The organism is Massilia sp. Masssp93 (assembly GCF_059491295.1).
This window is the reverse complement of record NZ_CP168502.1, coordinates 5,029,401-5,046,979: the sequence shown is the minus strand read 5'-3', so window position 1 is coordinate 5,046,979 and position 17,579 is coordinate 5,029,401. Positions and strand designations below refer to the sequence as shown.

Below are 17,579 nucleotides of genomic sequence, written 5' to 3'. Positions count from 1 at the left end.
CCGGGCATTACCAGTTCTTGACGAGCGTGAGCCGGAACGAGCGCGGTTCGATCGGGTGAAAGTGCACGTCCGCGCGCGGCGCGGCTTCTCCCGGCAGCTGCGACGCGTAGTAGTAATCGATCGCCGAGGCGTGCCGGTTCGTCAGGTTGAAGCCTTCCAGTTCCAGGCGCACGGTGCGGTCGATGCGGTAGCCGAGGCGGCCGTTCAAGGTCGTGCTGGCGCGCGAACGCACGCTGTCGTCCGCGACGAGCGGCCGTGGGCCGAACCAGCGCAGCCGCAGCGCGCCTTCCCATGCGCCCACCTGGGTCACCGTCAGCGCGAGCTGGCTGACGCCTTCGATGGCTTCCGGGATGCGGTCGCGCCCGGGCGCGGCGCCGCGCGAGCGCGCGTGCGCGCAGGCGGCGTCGAAGTCGACGGACAACCATTTATACGGTTTATAGTAATTCGAGAATTCGACGCCGACGCGGCGGCTGGGCGGGCCGGCTTCGGTGGTGCCCGCGTCGCCGACATAGGTCAGCTCGGAATCGAAGTCCAGGCGGTACAGGGACAGCGCCGTCTGCATTTTCGGGATCGCCTCGGTGCGCAGGCCCAGTTCCATGCCGCGCGAGCGCACGAGGCCCGGCGTCGTGCCGAGCGCTGCCAGCGTCTTCGGGTCGACCGTCGTGACGGTGCCGCGCGCATCGTTGCTGTGGAAGCCCGTGCCGTAGTTCACGTAGACCTCGGTCTGGCGCCATGGCCCGAACACGAGGTTGGCCGACGGGCTGGCCAGCGCATCGCGTGTCGTGCCCGAATTCGCCGCGAGGCTGCTGCGCACGCGGAACCGGTAGGCGTCGGCGCGCGCGCCCACCTTCGTGCGGAACCAGCCGTTCCAGCGCGTCGCGTTCTCGATGAAGGCGCCGGCACTCGTCTCGGCGACGTGGTCCGCGCGCGTGACGGACAGCAGGCGGCGTGCCTTCGTGCCATACAGGCCGTTGAAGATATTGTCGTTCTGCGCTTCGACGCCGACCGTGATGTCGGACGTCGCCGTCTCGCCGCGGTGCACGTGCCAGCTGTGCGTCGCATTGAAGCCGCTCGTCACGCGCCGGTCCGGCTGGGCGAACTGGTCGCCGTCGACCGGGTCGTTCATGAAGTAGGTGAAGTCGGACCACAGGTCGAGCCGGTTGCGGATGATGTAGCCGCTGACCTTCGACGCCGCATCCTGGCCCGTGCGGCGCCACACGCCCGAGAGGCTGAGGCGCTGCGCGTCTCCGCCGTCGGTCGGGTCGACGGCGTCGAAGCGGTCGAGCAGGCCGGCCGCCACGGCCCGCTGCGGGATCTGGTCCGTCGCATTCCAGCGGCCACGATAGGCCATCGCCGTCACGCTCCAGCCGTTGTTTGCGTAGCCGCGGCTGTAGCGCAGCACGCCGTTGAGTTTCCGGTAATCGTCCGGATGCGTGTACGGGCCGTCGTTGTGCACGGCTTCCAGCGCATACGTCAGCACGCCGTCGCCGGTCTCGCGCGATGCGGCCAGCGCCGTGCGCGCATAGCCGTCCTGGCCGGCGCTCACGGTGGCGACGTTGCGCGCGAGGCGGTTGGCGTAGGTGATGGCCGCGCTGCCGGCCGAGGCGAAATCGCCTTCGCGCGCCGAATACGGCCCCTTCTTGTAATCCAGGCGCGCCGTCAGCTCCGGGATCAGGAAGTTCAGGTCGGTCCAGCCCTGGCCGTGTGCGTGGCTGCGCTGGTTGACGGGCATGTCGTCGAGCCAGGTGGCCAGGTCCGTGCCGTGGTCCAGGTTGAAGCCGCGCAGGAAGAACTGGTTGGCCTTGCCTTCGCCGCTGTGCTGGCTGACGATCAGGCCCGGCGCCGCCTCCAGCAATTCGCCGGGCCGGTAGACGGTGCGCATCGCCAGCTCCTTCTGGCCGACGGTGCCGGCGCTGGCGGAATCCGCGATGCCGAGCTGGCTCGCGCGCGCGCCCTCGACGAGCACGCGCTGGATCACCGGATCGTCGGCCCGCGCGCCGGCGTGCACGCACAGGGCGGCGAGCAGCAGCGGGATGGTACGCATCAGTGGACGGCGAGTTCCGTGCGGCCGCCGGTAAAACCGAACGTGCGCAGGCTGCCGTTCGCCGTCAGGTTCACGGTGTTCTGCTGGTCGGGCAGGAAGTCGCTCAGCACGGCGTCGTGGATGGTCTCGACGGTGACGACGGGCGTGCGCACGGCTTCCTGGAACACGACGACACTGTCCGTGTCGACCGTCACGCCCACCCAGGCGAGGGGCAGGCGGCGGCCGTCCTTGTCGGCCAGCCAGAACTGTTTGTCGACGTACTTGCGCAGCACGGCCTGGTCGTCCGGATCGGACAGGTCGAACGGGCGCTGGTACAGTTCCGTCAACAGCGCTTCGACGTCGTGCACCATATACGTGTGCACGACTTCCGTGCTTCCCGTGCGCGCGTTGTAGCTGATGTCGGTGATGCCGGCGTGGAAGCGGTGCGCGGAGGCGCTCGCGCACACGCAGGCGCACAGCAGCAGGATAAGATTCTTCATCATATCGTGTCTTGTACGGCGGGCACGGGGTGCCCGCCCTACGTCACTTGGTCTTCAGTTTTTCGTTGAAGTCCTTCATCAGGTCCGGCTGGTCATGCTGGGTCTTGAACAGCTCCAGGCGCGACGGGGTCGCCTTGCGCGGCCAGCTGTTGTTGCCGGTATCCGTGTCCGCCGTCTCCCAGTACGGGTCCTGCGTCAGCGCGACCATGGGCTCGTCCGTGATGATCAGCTTCGTGATCTTCTTCGGCGTGTAGCGCCACACTTCGGCAGGGATGCGTTCGACGTATTTCTTCCCGCTCGCAAGCGTGATCTCCAGCACGAGCGGCGTCACGAGGCCGCCGAGGTTGCTGAAGTCGACGAGGTACAGGTGCTTGCCTTCCTTCAGCAGGTTCTTTTCCCAGTCGTCGAGGCCTTCGAGCGCTTCGTTGTACTTGTTGCGGTCGTGGTTCGTGACCGTGTACTCGTCATGCTCGTTATAGAAATCCTTCAGTTCCGGATGCGCGTCGACGCGGCGCGGCAAGGTGCCCTTGTTGCGCTGGTCCGTGATCGAGATCGGCGCGGCGTCGTGCTGCGCCTTCTTCCACGCCTTTTCGATCGCCGGGTCTTTCGTCCCGACCGTGTATTCGCTGATGCCGTCCACGCTCACGTCCACGTGGTCGGTCGTGTAGAACCAGCCGCGCCAGAACCAGTCGAGGTCCGTGCCGGACGCGTCTTCCATCGTGCGGAAGAAATCGGCCGGCGTGGGGCGCTTGAATTTCCAGCGCTGGGCGTATTCGCGGAAGGCGAAGTCGAACAGTTCGCGGCCCAGCACCGTCTCGCGCAGGACGATCAGCGCGGCCGTCGGTTTCGCATAGGCGTTGTAGCCGAGGGCGGCGATCGATTCCGAGTTCGTCATGATCGGCACCTGGTTGGTGCTCTTCATGTAGTCGCCGATGGCGCGCGGTTCGCCGCGCGACTGCGGGTAGTGCTCTTCCCAGGCCTGCTCCGCCAGGTATTGCAGGAAGCTGTTCAGGCCCTCGTCCATCCACGTCCACTGGCGTTCGTCGGAGTTGACGATCATCGGGAAGTAGTTGTGGCCCACCTCGTGGATCACGACGCTGATCAGGCCATACTTGATGCGGCTGGAGTACGTCAGCTCGCCCGTCTTCTTGTCCCTGGTCGGACGCGGGCCGTTAAAGCAGATCATCGGGTATTCCATGCCGCCCACCGGGCCGTTCACGGAAATCGCGACGGGGTAAGGATAGTCGAACGAATACTTGTTGTACTCGGCGATCGTATGGATCACGGCGGCCGTCGAGTATTTTTCCCACAGCGGGTTGCCTTCCTTCGGGTAGAACGACTGCGCCAGCACATTGGTCGCGTCCTTCTTGAAACCCTGCGCGTCCCAGATGAACTTGCGGCTCGACGCCCACGCGAAATCGCGCACGTTCTTCGCGCGGAAATGCCACGTCTTCGTGCCGCTTGCACGCGTCTTTTCCTTCGCTTGCGCTTCCGCCTGCGTGACGATGACGACCGGCCTGGTCGCCGTGCGCGCCTGCTCCAGGCGCTGGCGCTGGGCGGACGTGAGCACTTCGCCCGGGTTCTGCAGTTCGCCGGTGCCGGCCACGATGTGGTCGGCCGGGACGGTCAGCTGCACGTCGTAGTCGCCGAATTCCAGCGTGAATTCGCCCGTGCCGAGGAATTGCTTGTGCTGCCAGCCCGTCACGTCGTAGTACGCGGCCATGCGCGGGAACCACTGGGCGATCTCGAACAGGTCGTTCTTGTCCTCGTCGAATTTTTCGTAGCCGGAGCGGCCGCCGAGCACCTTCTGCTCGTTGATGTTGTAGCTCCAGTCGATAGCGAACGCCAGCGTCGCGCCGGCCTTGAGCGGCTGCGGCAGGTCGATGCGCATCATCGTGCGGTTGATGACGACGTGCAGCGGATGGCCGCCCGCGTCCTTCACGCCGGCGATCTTAAAACCGCCGTCGAACGTGCGCTTTTCCAGCACCGAGCGCAGGGCGTCGAATTTATAGCCGTCTTCCGGCCCGCGCGCCTTGGCCCAGGCGTCGCGCGAGGGCACGGTCGCCGTCATGCGCGCGTCGGAATCGCGTTTGTAGATGTTCTGGTCGAGCTGGACCCACAGGTACGACAGGGTGTCGGGCGAATTGTTGTGATACGTGATCGTCTCGGTGCCGCTGATCGCGCGCTTGCCTTCGTCCAGCGTGGCGCGGATCGCATAGTCGGCGCGCTGCTGCCAGTATGCGTGTCCCGGGGCGCCGGAAGCGGTGCGGATGGAGGTGGGCGTCGGCAGCAATTCGTCGAGCTGGCGGAATTTGTCGTCGAAAGGTTCCGCCGCGATTGCCGACATGGTGAGGCATACGGCCGCCAGTCCGATCGGGAAACGTATCATATTTACCCTGCATTCATGGTTGAAAGAAGGAAAATATTCTAGTCTTGCCTTTCCGCCATTACCCCGTTTGATTTGTAACAAGACTGTTACAAACGGCTGGGCGTGGCGCTTTCGACACGGTCGGACACGCGGACACATCCGCGGACACGCAGCGGACGCCGGCGCGGACACTGTTCAGCCGCGGCGCGGCGCCGCCAGTCCGCGCAGGCCGACCGTGACGAGCACGATCAGCATGCCCAGCAGCACGAGCACGGTATCGAGCCGCAAGCGCGCCTGCAGGGCCAGCGCGTAGCTGGACGTCATCGCGAGGATGGCCAGGTTCTCGTTGAAGTTCTGCACGGCGATCGACTGGCCGGCACTCATCAGCCGGTGGCCGCGGTGCTGCAGGATGGCGTTCATCGGCACGACGAACAGGCCGGCCAGGACGCCGATCGCCAGCAGCAGCGGCAGCGCCGCCTGCACGGAATGCACCCAGACCATCGCGCACAAGCCGGCGCCCATCACGGCGCCGAGCGGCATGACGGCCAGCGAGCGCACGAGCGGCACGGCCTTGCCGGCGATGGCCGCGCCCAGCGCGACCCCGAGCGCGAACACGCCCTGCAGCGCGGCCGCGCGGTCGAGCGTGAGGCCGAGGACGTTCTGCGCCCACGTCAGCAGCAGCACCTGCAGGACCATGCCGCTGCCCCAGAACAGCGACGTCACGCCGAGCGAGATGCGGCCTTCGCGGTCGCGCCACAAGGTGCGGTTGCAGCGGTAGAAATCGGCCAGCAGTGCGGGCAGCGTGCGGCGCGCGTGAGGCGGGCGCGCGCCGGCGTGCATCACGGGCAGGTTCAGGAGCGTCGCGAGCAGGTAGGTCATGACGATCACGGCGACCGCCATGCCGACCGGCGTGGCCTGCCAGGGCAAGGTGAGGGAAGCGCGCAGCTGCAGCAGCCACGCGATCGCCTGCGGATTGGCGGAGATGACGCCGCCCAGCACCGTGCCGAGGATCATGGCCAGCACCGTCGTCCCCTCGATCCAGCCGTTCGCCGCCACGAGCCGGCGCGGCGGCAGCACCTCGGCCAGGATGCCGTACTTGGCCGGCGAATAGGCGGACGCGCCGAGACCCACGATGCCGTAGGCGAGCAGGGGATTGGCCTTGGCCAGGATCAGCGCACAGCCGGCCATTTTGACCGTGTTCGTGAGCAGCATCACGCGGCCCTTGGGAAAGCGGTCGGCGAAGGCGCCGGCGAACGGCGCCAGCACGATGTACGACAGGACGAAGCCCATTTTGAGGAGCGGCGTCATCCACTGCGGAAAAGAGAGTGTGGCGATCAGCGACACGCACAGGATGAACAGGGCGCTGTCCGCCAGCGACGAAAAGAACTGGGCGCCGACGATTGCGAAGAAAGCGGCATTCATGGGGCCATTCTTATATCACAGCCATGGCGGGCGCCGGTTTCGCTTGGCTTAAAGGTTGTGATTGCAATAATTGGTTAGATTTACATATGGACAATAGTCTTATACTTCTGGAATTAAAGTTGGGGCGACGACATCATCGTTGACCAAGGGGAAAAGATGGATGCGTACACACTTACCGTGGCTGCCGCGCTCGCGGCGCTGACCATGGCGGCCAGCATGGGCCTGCTCTACCTCGCCAGTGCGCGCCAGACCTGCCTCGTCGACTGGACGCTGGCCGCCGTCCTCTTTGCCTTCAGCAATATGATGGGCGCAATCGGCCTGCACCTGCCGGCCAGCCCCATCATCGTCAGCGCCTGCGTCAACGCGTTCTACATCGGCGGCCATTTCGGCATGCTGGCCGGCATCCGGCGCCACCTGCACCTTGCGCCCGGATGGGGATGGGGCGCGGCCCTCGTGTCGGGCGTGCTGGCGGTGCACGCGCTGCCCGTCATGCAAGGCGCGCCGCTGGCCCGGCTGCTGCTGTTCACGCCCATCGTGTGTGCGATCGACCTGGCCGCCGCCCGGCTGCTGTGGCGCCGGGGCGAACACGAGGTGCGCGCGTCGTACCTGCCGCTCATCATGTTGCAGTTGTTGGCCGCGCTGCAGCAGGTCGTGCGGCTGGCGGTCATGGCCGCGGCCGCGAGCGACCCGTCGAACCCGACGTACGGCCAGTACGTCCGCACGTCGGGCGCGCTGGCGACGCTGCTGTACCTGTCGCTGGCGACGATGTGCTGCGCGCTGATCGTGACCCATCAGCAGACGCTGGCGCTGCGCCGCGCATCGCTGACGGACGTGCTGACCGGCTGGCTGAACCGGCGCGCCCTGCACGACATCGCCACGCGCGACTTCCGCCGCTGCCGGCGCACCGGCTCGGCCATGTTCTTCATCACGTTCGACATCGACCACTTCAAGGCCATCAACGACCGCTACGGCCACGACGTGGGCGACACGGCGATCCGCCACGTGACCGGGCTGTCGGCGCGCGTGCTGCGCGGCTACGATGCCCTGTTCCGCATCGGCGGCGAGGAGTTCGCGGTGCTGATCGCCGGCGAAAACCTGGGCGCCGTGTGCGGCATCGCCGAACGCCTGCGCGAGGCGGTGGCCGCGGCCACGCTGGCCGTCGACGGCCAGGAGGTCACGATGACCGTCAGCGTGGGCGTGGCCGCGCTGGACGGGCAGGATCACAAGTGGGAAGACATCCTGCGCCGCGCGGACGAGGCGCTGTACCACGCCAAGCAGCACGGCCGCGACCGCGTCAGCGTGCATGGCCGCGACCTCGCGGGCCGCGGCCAGGTGGTGCGGCTGCAGGCGGTGGTCGCCTGAGCCGCGGCGCCGCTCATTTCATCCAGACGGCGTAGTTGTTGCCGGAGGTCTGCAGCGTCCAGCCGCTGCCCGGGCTCCAGCTGTTCGGGCCGATCTTCATCGCCAGCTGGTGCGTCGTGCCGGTGACGATGGCCGCGTACAGGCCCTGCGTGGCCTGCTGGATGGCGACGGCGGACGTCGACGTCACACCCGCATTCTTGCGGGCCGCCATCAGCGCCGCGATCTGCGTCTTGAGATTCCAGTTGTAGATGTGCGGATAGAACACGGTCGGGATGCCCGGATGGGTCAGGATGTAGGCATACCCTTCCAGCACCGAGCCGCACGGCACCGGCCACAGGTTCTGGCCCGTGCCGCAGCTCTCGGCGGGGCCGGTGTCGTGGTTGTCGACGAAGGTCACCGACATCGCCGGCCACCAGCCGATGGCGCCCTGCGGCTTGCCGTCGGCCGCTTTCAGGCGCCAGTAATTGCCGTTGGCGAGGGCGTCGTTGAGGATGCCCTTGGTCGTGAAGTCGAACGCGCCGCAGCTGTTGCTGGTGCCGTTAATCCAGTTCATGATGGCCTGGCGGTTGGCGTCCAGGTTGTTCAGGTCGAACGAGTCGGGCCACATTTCGCCGACGCAGAAATCGGGCGCGAACGCGTTCGCGTACTGGCCGACGTAGCTGGCGGAAAAGCCTTTCACGTAGTCGAAGCGCAGGCCCGAGAAGCCCACCGGCTTCAGCGTGTAATTCAGCCAGTTGATGATGCCGTTCTGGACTTCGCCCACATTCGTGTGCGCCAGGTCGCGCCCGCCGGAAAAGCCCTGGCCCGTATCGGCCGCGCCCAGGCCGCAATTGCACTCGTCGTTATTGACGATCGAATAGGTGGTCCAGTTCGGATTCGTGAAATCGGACCAGCCCGTGGTGCCCACGCGGTGGTTGACGACGACGTCGACGATCGATTTGACGCCCTTGTTCTTGAATGCGGAGACGACGTTCGTCAGTTCGGCCGCGCTGCCGTAACTGGAATCGAGCTTGTTCAGCTGGCGCGGCAGATAGCCTTGCTTGGCGGCGGAATCCGACGGCGGCGGGAACCACACGTGGGTGAATCCCATGCTGCTCAAGTCGCCGACATTGTTCAGCAGCGTGTTGTACCAGTCCGGGCCGGCATAATTGGCCGAGTTCCAGTGGAAACCCTGCAGGACGATGGCCGTGCTGCCGCCGGCCTGCTGGGTGGGGGTGGCCGCCTGGGTGGCGGCCGCCATGGACGTCATCATCCCTGCCGCGAGCAGGGCGACGATGGTGCTCTTCTTCATGCTTCTCCTCCGATGTGATACGGGTAAGGTCCCGGCCGGCAACGGAGGTCGTGCAAAAGTCCGTGTCAGCCAGGTACTTTTACTACGTATCGGGCGATCGTTCTGGTGTTTAATTGCGCCCGACGGAGAGGATTGTTAGCCACGTGTATTTTCATGTCAATGCAATTCGCATATAGTGTGTAGTTTTAATACTTACGACTTGTGCGGTCTCAATTGCCTTGGCGCCGATCAAGCACGCCGTGGATGAAGTCCTCGAGCGTCGTCGGGCCGCGCACGGGCGTGTCCGGCCAGCGGTCCTGCTCGTCCAGCACGGTGCCCGTCATGCAGGCATAGGAGCGTGCCGCTTCCGCGGAAAACCCGAGCTGCCGGAACGTCTGTTCCCATGCGTGGCGGGGGATCACCTCGACGTCGACCGGCCTGCCCAGCGCGTGCGCGAACGCGTCGGCGACGTCGCGCGGCGTGTACCGCCGCGGCCCCTCGATGTAGCGGATGTCGGCCTGGTCGGCCGGTTCCATCAATCTGCCGGCGGCGGCTTCGCCCAGGTCGCTTGGGGCGACCATCGGGATGGCGGCGTCGGCCGGAAAGAAACTCGGCAGCTTGCCGCGGTGGCGCACGGTATCGAGCATCTCGGCCCAGTTGCTCATGTAATAGGCGCCGCGGTTGACCGCGACCGGAATCGCCTGTGCCCGCAGCTTCTCTTCGAATTCGAACAGCACGGTCAGGTCGCCGCACGGCTCGCCGGGACGCGCGCCGAACGTGGACACCGCAACGGCCTTGCGCAATCCCGAGCCCGTGACCGCGTCGACGATGGCCGCGGCGTTCGCGCGCTCGACGGCATCCGTGTCGGTGAACGGGGCGGCGGGCGGATTCAGCAGCAGCGCGGTCGTGCCCGTGCGCAGGATCGCGCGCAGCGCCGGCACGTCGCGCACGTCCGCCACGGCGACTTTCGCCCCGGCATTCCTGAGGTCGGCCGCGTGGCCGGCGTTGCGCGTGACGACCGTGACGGGCTCGCCGCGACGCAACAGCGCGCGCGCCGTGGCCGAGCCGACGTGGCCGGTGCCTCCGATGATGATGTGCATGACGTTCTCCTTTCGTGTTCGGTGCGTGATCGCCTGCCGGGCGGCGCCGTCGCCGCGTTCCGGCGCGATCACGAGGCGACCATGTTAAGCGCGGCGCCTGACAGTTCTTGTCAGGAATGACCGCAGCGTTCGCCGGATGCGCTCATGCCTGGACGGCGTCCTGGAAGAGCCGCCGGTACATGATGTAGGCAGGCACATAGCCGAGCCGGTCATGCCTGAACGCATCGGGTATGCACCCGGCTTCGGTGAACCCGAGGCTCCTGTACAGCGAGAGCGCCGCGGTGTTGGTGCTCACCACCTGGTTGAATTGCATGGCCTGGTAACCCGCGGCCGTTGCCGCATCGATGCAATGCGCGACGAGCGCACGCCCGATCCCCTGGCCGCGCGCATGGCGGCTGACCACGAACGTGCCGGTGCAGATATGGGAACCGCGGCCAGGCATGGCCGCCCCGTAGCGGTACATCCCGAGCACGGCGCCCCCGCGGCAAGCCACTGCGCAACCGGTCGCCTGCAGCCACTGGGACGCGATGAAATCCGCGTCGAGCCCGTCGAGGAAGGGGAGCGTGTCGCCCTCCCGCGCGGCGGATTGCAGCAGGGCCAGCATGGCGGGTGCATCGTCGGGCGCCGCGGCGCGCAGCTCAATGCCATTCATGCGGCAGGCCTTTCCGCGAAATAAAGAGCGCCGGCGACGCGACGCTATCGTGTGAGGCATGCATTCGATTCTCCTTCGGTGGGAAATGGAGTCTATGGGCCGATCGGCGGGCAGGCAAACGAAAGCTTTTTTTCGTCGGATGAATAAAAATCACGCTGCTAGAATATTGGCATGAGACCAAGACGGAATCCGCCTCTGATCGCAGCCCGCAGTTTCGAGGCGGCGGCACGGCACGAGAACTTCCAGAAGGCGGCGCACGAACTCCATGTGACCCCGACGGCTGTCAGTCATCAAGTAAAACGCCTGGAACAGTACTTGGGTACGCAGCTGTTCGTCCGCAACAACCGGGCAGTCAGTTTGACGCCCGATGGGCAACGCCTGGCTGCCAGGCTGGACACCCTGTTCAGTGCCCTGGAAGACGTCCTTGACCCCGCCAGGTATGCCGAAGCGAAGCCGTTGCGGGTGACCGCGATGCCTTCCCTGGCTGCGAAATGGCTGGCGCATCGGGTTGCGGAGTATGCATTGCACGCGGCGTTCCCCGTCGAATTGACCGACGATGACCGGGTCGTCAGTTTCGAAAAAGGCGACTTCGACGTCGCATTACGCTACGGGGACGGCAATTATCCGGGCGTTACCGTCGAGGCGTGGATGAGTGCGGAGGTGATCGCGGTTTGCAGTCCGGCACTGCCCGGAGCGGCGTCGCTGGCGGCATCGTCCGACGTCCTGAATTACACCTTGATTCACGACAGTACTGTCCAGCTTTCCGGAAAACCGCCGGGCTGGATGGAATGGTGCGAGCTTGCGAACACATCGCTGCCGCCATCTCACCCATGCTTGCGGTACTCGAGCGTGTACGTGGCGCTCGAGGCGGCACGGGCCGGCAAGGGGTTTGCCCTGGCGCCTGAACCGCTCGTGCGCGACGATCTCCGGCAAGGGCACCTGGTGGCGCCGTTTCGGCGCAGGCTCGAAAATCCCTATGCGTTCTGGATCGTCTATCCCCATCATCTGCGGCGGGACTCGCGGGTGCAGGCTTTCGTCCACTGGATCAAGGGTTGCGATTGACTGGGCCAGCCGCCTCGCAAGAACGATGCCCGACGAGCGGCCAGGCAGTCCGGCGATGAAGCGTTGCCCGATTTCGCAGGTGGCGCGACACCGGGCAATATCGCCGTTCCAGCAGGATCAAACGAACCCGCGCACCGGCAAGCTGTCGTCGCGCTGGATCCAGTTGCGCGGCGAATACGCGGTCCGCGCATCCGTCACGTGCAGGGTGAACGCATGGCGCGACACGCTCGAGCGGTTCGGCGCGCTGTAATGCGGCAGCAGGCCGTGAAAGCAGACGAGGTCCCCGGCCTTCGCTTCGAGCGGCACCGCCGTGCTGTCGTCCGGCCACGGCATGCCGTCCAGCTTTTCCATCGTGACGGCGTCGCCGTCGCGCAGGAAGCGTTCGCGCAGCGGACCGCGGTGGCCGCCCGGTTCCACCCACAGGCAGCCGTTCTCGATCGTCGCGTCTTCCAGCGCGAACCAGAACGTCGTCACGCTGATCGGCGTGGAATCGAAGAACGTCGCGTCCTGGTGCCAGCGCACCTCGCCGCCGATGCCCGGCTGCTTGAAGATATACATCGATTGCCATACCTGCGGCTGTTCCAGGCCCAGGTCGCGCGCGACGGCCGCCAGTGTCGCGTCGTGCGTGAAGGCGTCGAATACGGGGTCGAGGTCATGCATGGCGTGGCCGATCTTGTTGATCGACAGGGCCTTGGCCTGTTTCAGCCGGCCGTCCGGGCCGAAGGCTTCCTCCTCGAAGAAGCAGCGGATCGTGTTGTCCGAGCCGAGGAACCAGGCGTCGCTGGCGCGGGCCTGGTCGCGCGTCGTGAAGACGGCGCGCGATTCGGCAGGGTCGAACGCGTCGACGATCTCGCCGGCGCGTGCGCGCAGGCGCGCGATCTCGTCACCGTTCTTGAAATTCGGGATGACGATGTAGCCGTCGCGCTGGTACTGCTCGCGTTGTGCGGTAGTGAGCATGGCATGGTCCGGTGAAGTGACCATGCCATTGTAGAGAAAGGCGGCGGCGATCGAAAGATCAACTGGCGACGGTCCACGCCCCATCCGCGTACACGCGCTCGCCGTCCAGGTACACGGCGTCCGTCACGACGAACACGTCGATGTGGTAGCGGGCGTCCTTGCGCTTGAAGCCCGGCTTGGCGTACACGCCGTGCTTGGCGCCCAGCGACAGGTGGATGCCGCACATGCGCTCGTACGTGCCGATGTCGTCCACGCGGCGCTCGCGCGTGAAGGCGCGATTCATGCCGAAGCCCAGTTCGCGCACCCATACTTCGCCCTCGTCGCGGCGGATGATGTCGAGGACTTCCTGGAAGGCCGGCGTCGCGTTCTCCGTGCCGACGACGCGGCCCTTGTCGACGATGAGCGTGACCGGTGCCGCGGGCCGGTTGACGAGGTAGGACGTATCGCCGAAGACGTGCACCTGCGCGCGGCCGCTGACGGCTTCCAGGTCCTGCGCTTCCGTGAACACCTCGCCGATCGGAAACTGGCCGCCGACGTTGTTCATCGCGCCGTAGTCGCCCACGTTCAGCTTCGCGCTTTCCAGCGGCGAGGCGAAGGTGAGGACGTCGCCGCCGCCATGCACCTCGGCGCGGCGGGCGCGGTCGATGCGGGCCTTCAGCGCGTGGCCGACGCCGCGGAAGTAGGCGGGATCGTAGGCCAGCGCTTCGACGTAATGCTCGCCCTGCGTGCCCGGCATGCGCGACAGGTGCACGTGCTCGATCACTTTCAGTCCCAGCTTGAACAGTTCCACGCGCAGGCGGAAGCCGTCCAGGCGGAAGTTCGTCGACTGCACCAGCACGACGAGGTCGCGCGGCGCGAGCGTGCGGAAGGTCGCCAGCACCGCGTCGGGCGCGACGGTGTCGAAGTCGATGAACGTCGCGCCGGGCACGTTGCGGCGGTAAGCCTCGACGAGGCCGCGGGCCAGTGCGGTGCGGGTGTCGTACACGACCAGCGCGCGCCGCTCGTGGGTGTGGTCGAGCGCGATGGCGAGCACGTCGCGCAGGTGCGCGGCGGCGGCGTCGATGGAAGCGGCGGGCAGGGTGTCGGTGGACGTCATGGTGTGGGCGGGCAGGGCGGACAACCCGGCATTATACGTCGCCCGTACGCTTGCGGCAGCTCACGAAGCACTTGGCCGGATTGCTGCACAGTCTGGCTGTCAGGAGCGCCATCATGTTGATTCATAAAGGAAATTTTCTCAAGCGCAAATCGGCCGGCCTGCTGCTGGCGGCCGCGCTGGCGGGTCTGGCGGGACCGCTGCCGGCGGCCCCGCGCGCCGCGCACGCGTCCGCCGCCACGGCGCGCGCGCCCGAGGCCGTGGCCGCGGAATTCTACGGCTGGTATCTGGAGACGCTGGACGCCGACCAGGATCCCCTCAGCGACCGTTACGAACGCTTGAATACGTACGTCGCGAAGCCGCTCGTCGAGCAACTGCTCAAGCGCCTGCAGGCGACCGGCGCCGGGCGCACGGCGGGCGACTACTTCCTGCAGTCGGCGCGCATCCGGGGCGCCTGGCTGCGCGGCCGCGTGCAGGCCGTCACCCTGCGCCGCCAGGCCAACGCCGCCGACGTCCTCGTCACGCTGGACGGCGACGGCGACGCCAAGCACGAACTGGTGCTGGCGATGGTGCTGGACAACGGCACATGGAAGATCCGCCAGGTGAACCGGGCGGCATTGGATCTGCCCGAAAGTTCCCCCGGCCGATCCATCATTTGATCCCGGAAGCACAGCCACACGCTACTCCGTGAACAGGGCGCCATGGGCTTGATCGCGGCGCTATGATTCCAAAACGATAACGGCCCCAGGTTTGCGCGGGCCGCGATCCCTTTTGACGAATCGACGGTGGGAGCGCATGGCATACCGATGGGAAACGCCGACCAGCATCTGGCTGGAGGATGAGCGCAGCGGGCAGTTCGAGCTGGCCTCCAGCGACGGCCTGGGCCGGATCGACTGGCAGGCCCAGGCACGCGGCCGCCTGGCCGATTGCGCGCACCTGCTCGGCGCGTCGCTGCCGCTGTCCTGCGACCACGCGGCCATCTATCCCGAGGGGTTCGCCTTCTGCCCCGAATGCGGCCGTCCGCTCGAACGGCTCGGCGCCGTGCCGGAGCGCCGGCCCGACTGGTGGGGGCCGTATGCGGACGCGCTGCTGCCCCGCCACGTGCCGCATGGCTTGCCCGTGACGTCGCTGGCGCTGGGCGACAGCCTCGAGGAGCGCCCGCCCGCGCCCAGCGTCGGACGCTTCGACGCCGCGATGCCGCCGCCGCCGAATGCCCATTGCGTGTTCGCGGCCGCCACCTGCGGCTTTCCCGAACAGCGCCTGCTCGCGCTGGCCCCGGGGCGCGGCGTGCTGCAGTACTGGGACCCGCTGGCCGAAGTCTGGCACGTGCTGATGCCGGAAGAGGGCACGGCCGATCTCGCGTTCGGCGCGTCCGATTACGGCTGGCTGCCGATGTCGTACCTGCAGGTCCCGGCGCGCCGCGGCGACGTGGCGCTCGTGCCCACCGCGCACGGGCTGTACCGCCTCGGCATCAACCCGGTCAGCGAGACGTGCCGCACGCAAGCCCTGCTGGCCGCGCCCGTCGTCGCCGCGCCCGGCATGATGCGGCGCCAGCTGGGCGTCCTGGTGCGCAACCCGGGCGGCACGCTGGGCCTGTGCGCGCTCGGCGCCGACCTGGCGCCCGGCCCGCAATTCGATTGCGGCGCGCTGCCGCTGTCCGGCTGGACGCGGCCCATCGGCTACGACGGCCAGCTGTTCTGGCTGCACGGCGAGGGCCAGCTCGCGTGGCGTCCCGGCGACGCGCCGCGCTGGCTCGCGTGGCCGGACACGTGGCTGCCCAGCCTCGACCTCGGCGGCCCCACGCTGAGCCGCGACGGCCGCATGTGGCTGATCGGGCACGACGGCCAGTCGTACTCCTTCCTCGAACTGGGCGCCGAACGTCCGCAGCGCGAACCGATCGACGGCGCGCGCCTCGGCTTCGCGAACCTGCTGTTCCGGCGCGGCCATCCGGTCGTCGACGAACCGTGGTCCGGCGAGCACGTCGAGGACCAGCACGAAGACGACTCCCTCGTCCTGCCGCTGCTGCGCAGCTTTAACAACAACCGCAGCCAGCCCAGCGGGCTCGTGCTGCGCTTCCACAAATACACGGGCCGCGCCGAAGACGCGCTGGCCAACCGCGTGATCGCCCGCACCACGGTGGAGTGGATCGGCCGGCGCAACGTGATCCTGGACGAAGTGGCGCGCCTCGCGCGGCCGCTCGAATGCGTGCCCTTCGTCTACGCCAACCGCCTGTGGCTGCACCACCCAGACTGGAACCGGATCCGCGGCTGGAATTTGGACGCGCCGACGTGACGGCCGCCCGCCTCTTCGTCTGGCTCCTCGCGCTGCTCGGCACTGGCGCCGCATGGGCCGTGCCGCAAGTGGTGCTCGTGCAGAACTCGGGATGGATGGAGCCGTTCTACACCGACCCGCATTCGCCGTTCAAGCCGCTGGTGGCGGCCCTCGCGGGCAGCGTCGCGCAGCCGGGCGACGCGCTCGTGCTGGCCGCGTTCAACCAGTCGCTGCCCGGCGCGCCGTCGCCGCGCGCGCTGCTGTCCGAGCAGGTGACGAACGCCACGGCCGCGCATGTGCAGGCCGCGCTGGCCGGGCTCGAAACGGCGAAGAAGCCCGGCGGCGCGGCGCTGGCCGACACCGACCTGGGCGAAGCCGTCGAGACGACCGTCAGCCGCGTGCTGCAGGGGAAGCCGGGCCTCGTCTGGCTGGTGACGAACAACCGCAACAGCCCGAACAACGACCAGGCGACCGCCCGGCGCAACCGCGAATTCTATGCGCTGATCCACCGCGGCGCGGCCATCACGAAGGCGCTCGCCTTCCCGCTGCGCATGCCGGTCGCGGGCGAGCATTACCGCGCGAATGGCCTGATGGTCTATGTGTTCGCCGTCGGCCAGGACGGCGCGCGTGCCCTCGACGCCATGCTCGCGGCCGGGCGCGTGCGGCGCGTTATCACGGAACCGCCCGCGCGCCTGAAACCGCTGGACCGCGACACGGTGCGCCTCGTGCCGCGCAAGGTCGAGAACGCGCCCGGCGTCGAGTTCTCGATGGACGCGGCGGGCCGCCTGCGCGCGGACGTGGCGCCCGACGCGCGCACGCCCGGCGCGACGATCCTGTGGCAGCTGGAGAACACGATTTATCCGTACACGATCGCCGGCGCGGCCATCTCCGCGCGCTCCGTGCTCGGCGGCGAGAACCGTCCGATCGTGCTGCGCACGACCACCGTCGCGCGGCTGGCGCCCGGCCGCGCCGAACCGCTGGCGTCGACCATGCAGCTGCCGGTGGCGCAGCTGCCGGGCAAATGGTCGCTGGCGGCGCTGAAGTCGGCCGGGTCCGCGTACGTGCTGCCGGGCCGCATCGAGCTGCACCTGCAGGACCAGAAGCTGGAATTGTCGCAGGCGTTCCGCGAGCGCATGGCGGCGCTGTTCCCGGGCGATCCGCTGCCCGACATCTTCACGCCGCCGGCCGACATCCAGGCGTCGACGGCCGTGCTGCCCGTCGAGGTGCACGTGCATTACGGCGCGGGGCCGCTCGTGCTGCTCCTCGGCGGTGCTCTGGCGCTGCTGGCCGCCGCCGCGGGCGGCGCGTACGCCTACGGCCGACCGCGCCGCGTGCAGCTCGTCGTGGAAGACGAACTGCGCACCGTGCACACGCGGGCGGGCGCCACGCAACCGATCTACGACAAGGCGGGCAATCAAGTGGCCCGCCTGAAGACGACCTTGTTCGGCCACCAGTTGCTCGACCTGCGCGAAGGCGCGCAGGTGCGGCTCGGCCGATGA

General features: G+C 67.5%; 14 protein-coding genes. 5 read left to right on the top strand and 9 right to left on the bottom strand.

The features are described from left to right. Window positions 1–7: 7 nt before the first annotated feature. The 4 genes from ACEN9Q_RS20825 to lplT all read right to left on the bottom strand — a co-directional run bounded on the left by ACEN9Q_RS20825 (window position 8) and on the right by lplT (window position 6,313). Window positions 8–2,044: a TonB-dependent receptor gene (locus ACEN9Q_RS20825; RefSeq protein WP_495625889.1), complete on the bottom strand. Its 2,037-nt coding sequence runs from the start codon at window positions 2,042–2,044 to the stop codon at window positions 8–10. After that, window positions 2,044–2,526: a DUF6702 family protein gene (locus tag ACEN9Q_RS20820; protein WP_495625888.1), complete on the bottom strand. Its 483-nt coding sequence runs from the start codon at window positions 2,524–2,526 to the stop codon at window positions 2,044–2,046. Before ACEN9Q_RS20820 ends, ACEN9Q_RS20825 begins: the two co-directional genes overlap by 1 nt. A gap of 40 nt (window positions 2,527–2,566) precedes the next feature. After that, window positions 2,567–4,870, bottom strand: coding sequence for a M1 family metallopeptidase (locus ACEN9Q_RS20815; protein ID WP_495625887.1), 2,304 nt, complete (start codon window positions 4,868–4,870; stop codon window positions 2,567–2,569). A 216-nt stretch (window positions 4,871–5,086) separates the two neighbouring features. Continuing rightward, a complete protein-coding gene (gene lplT / locus ACEN9Q_RS20810; protein WP_056449728.1) occupies window positions 5,087–6,313 on the bottom strand; it encodes a lysophospholipid transporter LplT in 1,227 nt (408 codons plus the stop codon). A 156-nt stretch (window positions 6,314–6,469) separates the two neighbouring features. On the opposite strand from lplT, the gene ACEN9Q_RS20805 reads away from it, so the two are divergent. Next, window positions 6,470–7,675, top strand: coding sequence for a GGDEF domain-containing protein (locus tag ACEN9Q_RS20805; RefSeq protein ID WP_495625886.1), 1,206 nt, complete (start codon window positions 6,470–6,472; stop codon window positions 7,673–7,675). A gap of 13 nt (window positions 7,676–7,688) precedes the next feature. Here ACEN9Q_RS20805 and ACEN9Q_RS20800 read toward each other — a convergent pair whose 3' ends face one another. From ACEN9Q_RS20800 to ACEN9Q_RS20790, 3 genes are all read right to left on the bottom strand, one after another. Then, on the bottom strand, window positions 7,689–8,966 hold the full coding sequence (locus ACEN9Q_RS20800; RefSeq protein WP_495625885.1) for a glucan 1,4-alpha-maltotetraohydrolase domain-containing protein: 1,278 nt from the start codon (window positions 8,964–8,966) through the stop codon (window positions 7,689–7,691). 209 nt (window positions 8,967–9,175) lie between these two features. Beyond that, window positions 9,176–10,045, bottom strand: a complete 870-nt coding sequence (locus tag ACEN9Q_RS20795) for an NmrA family NAD(P)-binding protein (RefSeq protein ID WP_056449887.1) — start codon at window positions 10,043–10,045, stop codon at window positions 9,176–9,178. Window positions 10,046–10,187: 142 nt separating this feature from the next. Beyond that, window positions 10,188–10,697: a GNAT family N-acetyltransferase gene (locus tag ACEN9Q_RS20790; protein ID WP_495625884.1), complete on the bottom strand. Its 510-nt coding sequence runs from the start codon at window positions 10,695–10,697 to the stop codon at window positions 10,188–10,190. A gap of 171 nt (window positions 10,698–10,868) precedes the next feature. Between ACEN9Q_RS20790 and ACEN9Q_RS20785 the strand changes: the two genes are divergently transcribed. Beyond that, on the top strand, window positions 10,869–11,759 hold the full coding sequence (locus ACEN9Q_RS20785; protein WP_056449720.1) for a LysR substrate-binding domain-containing protein: 891 nt from the start codon (window positions 10,869–10,871) through the stop codon (window positions 11,757–11,759). Window positions 11,760–11,876: 117 nt separating this feature from the next. On the opposite strand, the gene ACEN9Q_RS20780 is transcribed toward ACEN9Q_RS20785, so the two are convergent. Continuing rightward, window positions 11,877–12,716, bottom strand: coding sequence for a phytanoyl-CoA dioxygenase family protein (locus tag ACEN9Q_RS20780; RefSeq protein WP_495625883.1), 840 nt, complete (start codon window positions 12,714–12,716; stop codon window positions 11,877–11,879). Between the two features lie 58 nt (window positions 12,717–12,774). After that, on the bottom strand, window positions 12,775–13,812 hold the full coding sequence (locus ACEN9Q_RS20775) for a M29 family metallopeptidase (RefSeq protein ID WP_495625882.1): 1,038 nt from the start codon (window positions 13,810–13,812) through the stop codon (window positions 12,775–12,777). 113 nt (window positions 13,813–13,925) lie between these two features. Here ACEN9Q_RS20775 and ACEN9Q_RS20770 point away from each other — a divergent pair, with 113 nt between their 5' ends. From ACEN9Q_RS20770 to ACEN9Q_RS20760, 3 genes are all read left to right on the top strand, one after another. Then, window positions 13,926–14,468, top strand: a complete 543-nt coding sequence (locus tag ACEN9Q_RS20770) for a DUF3828 domain-containing protein (RefSeq protein ID WP_495625881.1) — start codon at window positions 13,926–13,928, stop codon at window positions 14,466–14,468. Between the two features lie 136 nt (window positions 14,469–14,604). After that, window positions 14,605–16,101, top strand: a complete 1,497-nt coding sequence (locus tag ACEN9Q_RS20765) for a hypothetical protein (RefSeq protein WP_495625880.1) — start codon at window positions 14,605–14,607, stop codon at window positions 16,099–16,101. Next, window positions 16,098–17,579, top strand: a complete 1,482-nt coding sequence (locus ACEN9Q_RS20760; protein ID WP_495625879.1) for a hypothetical protein — start codon at window positions 16,098–16,100, stop codon at window positions 17,577–17,579. Before ACEN9Q_RS20765 ends, ACEN9Q_RS20760 begins: the two co-directional genes overlap by 4 nt.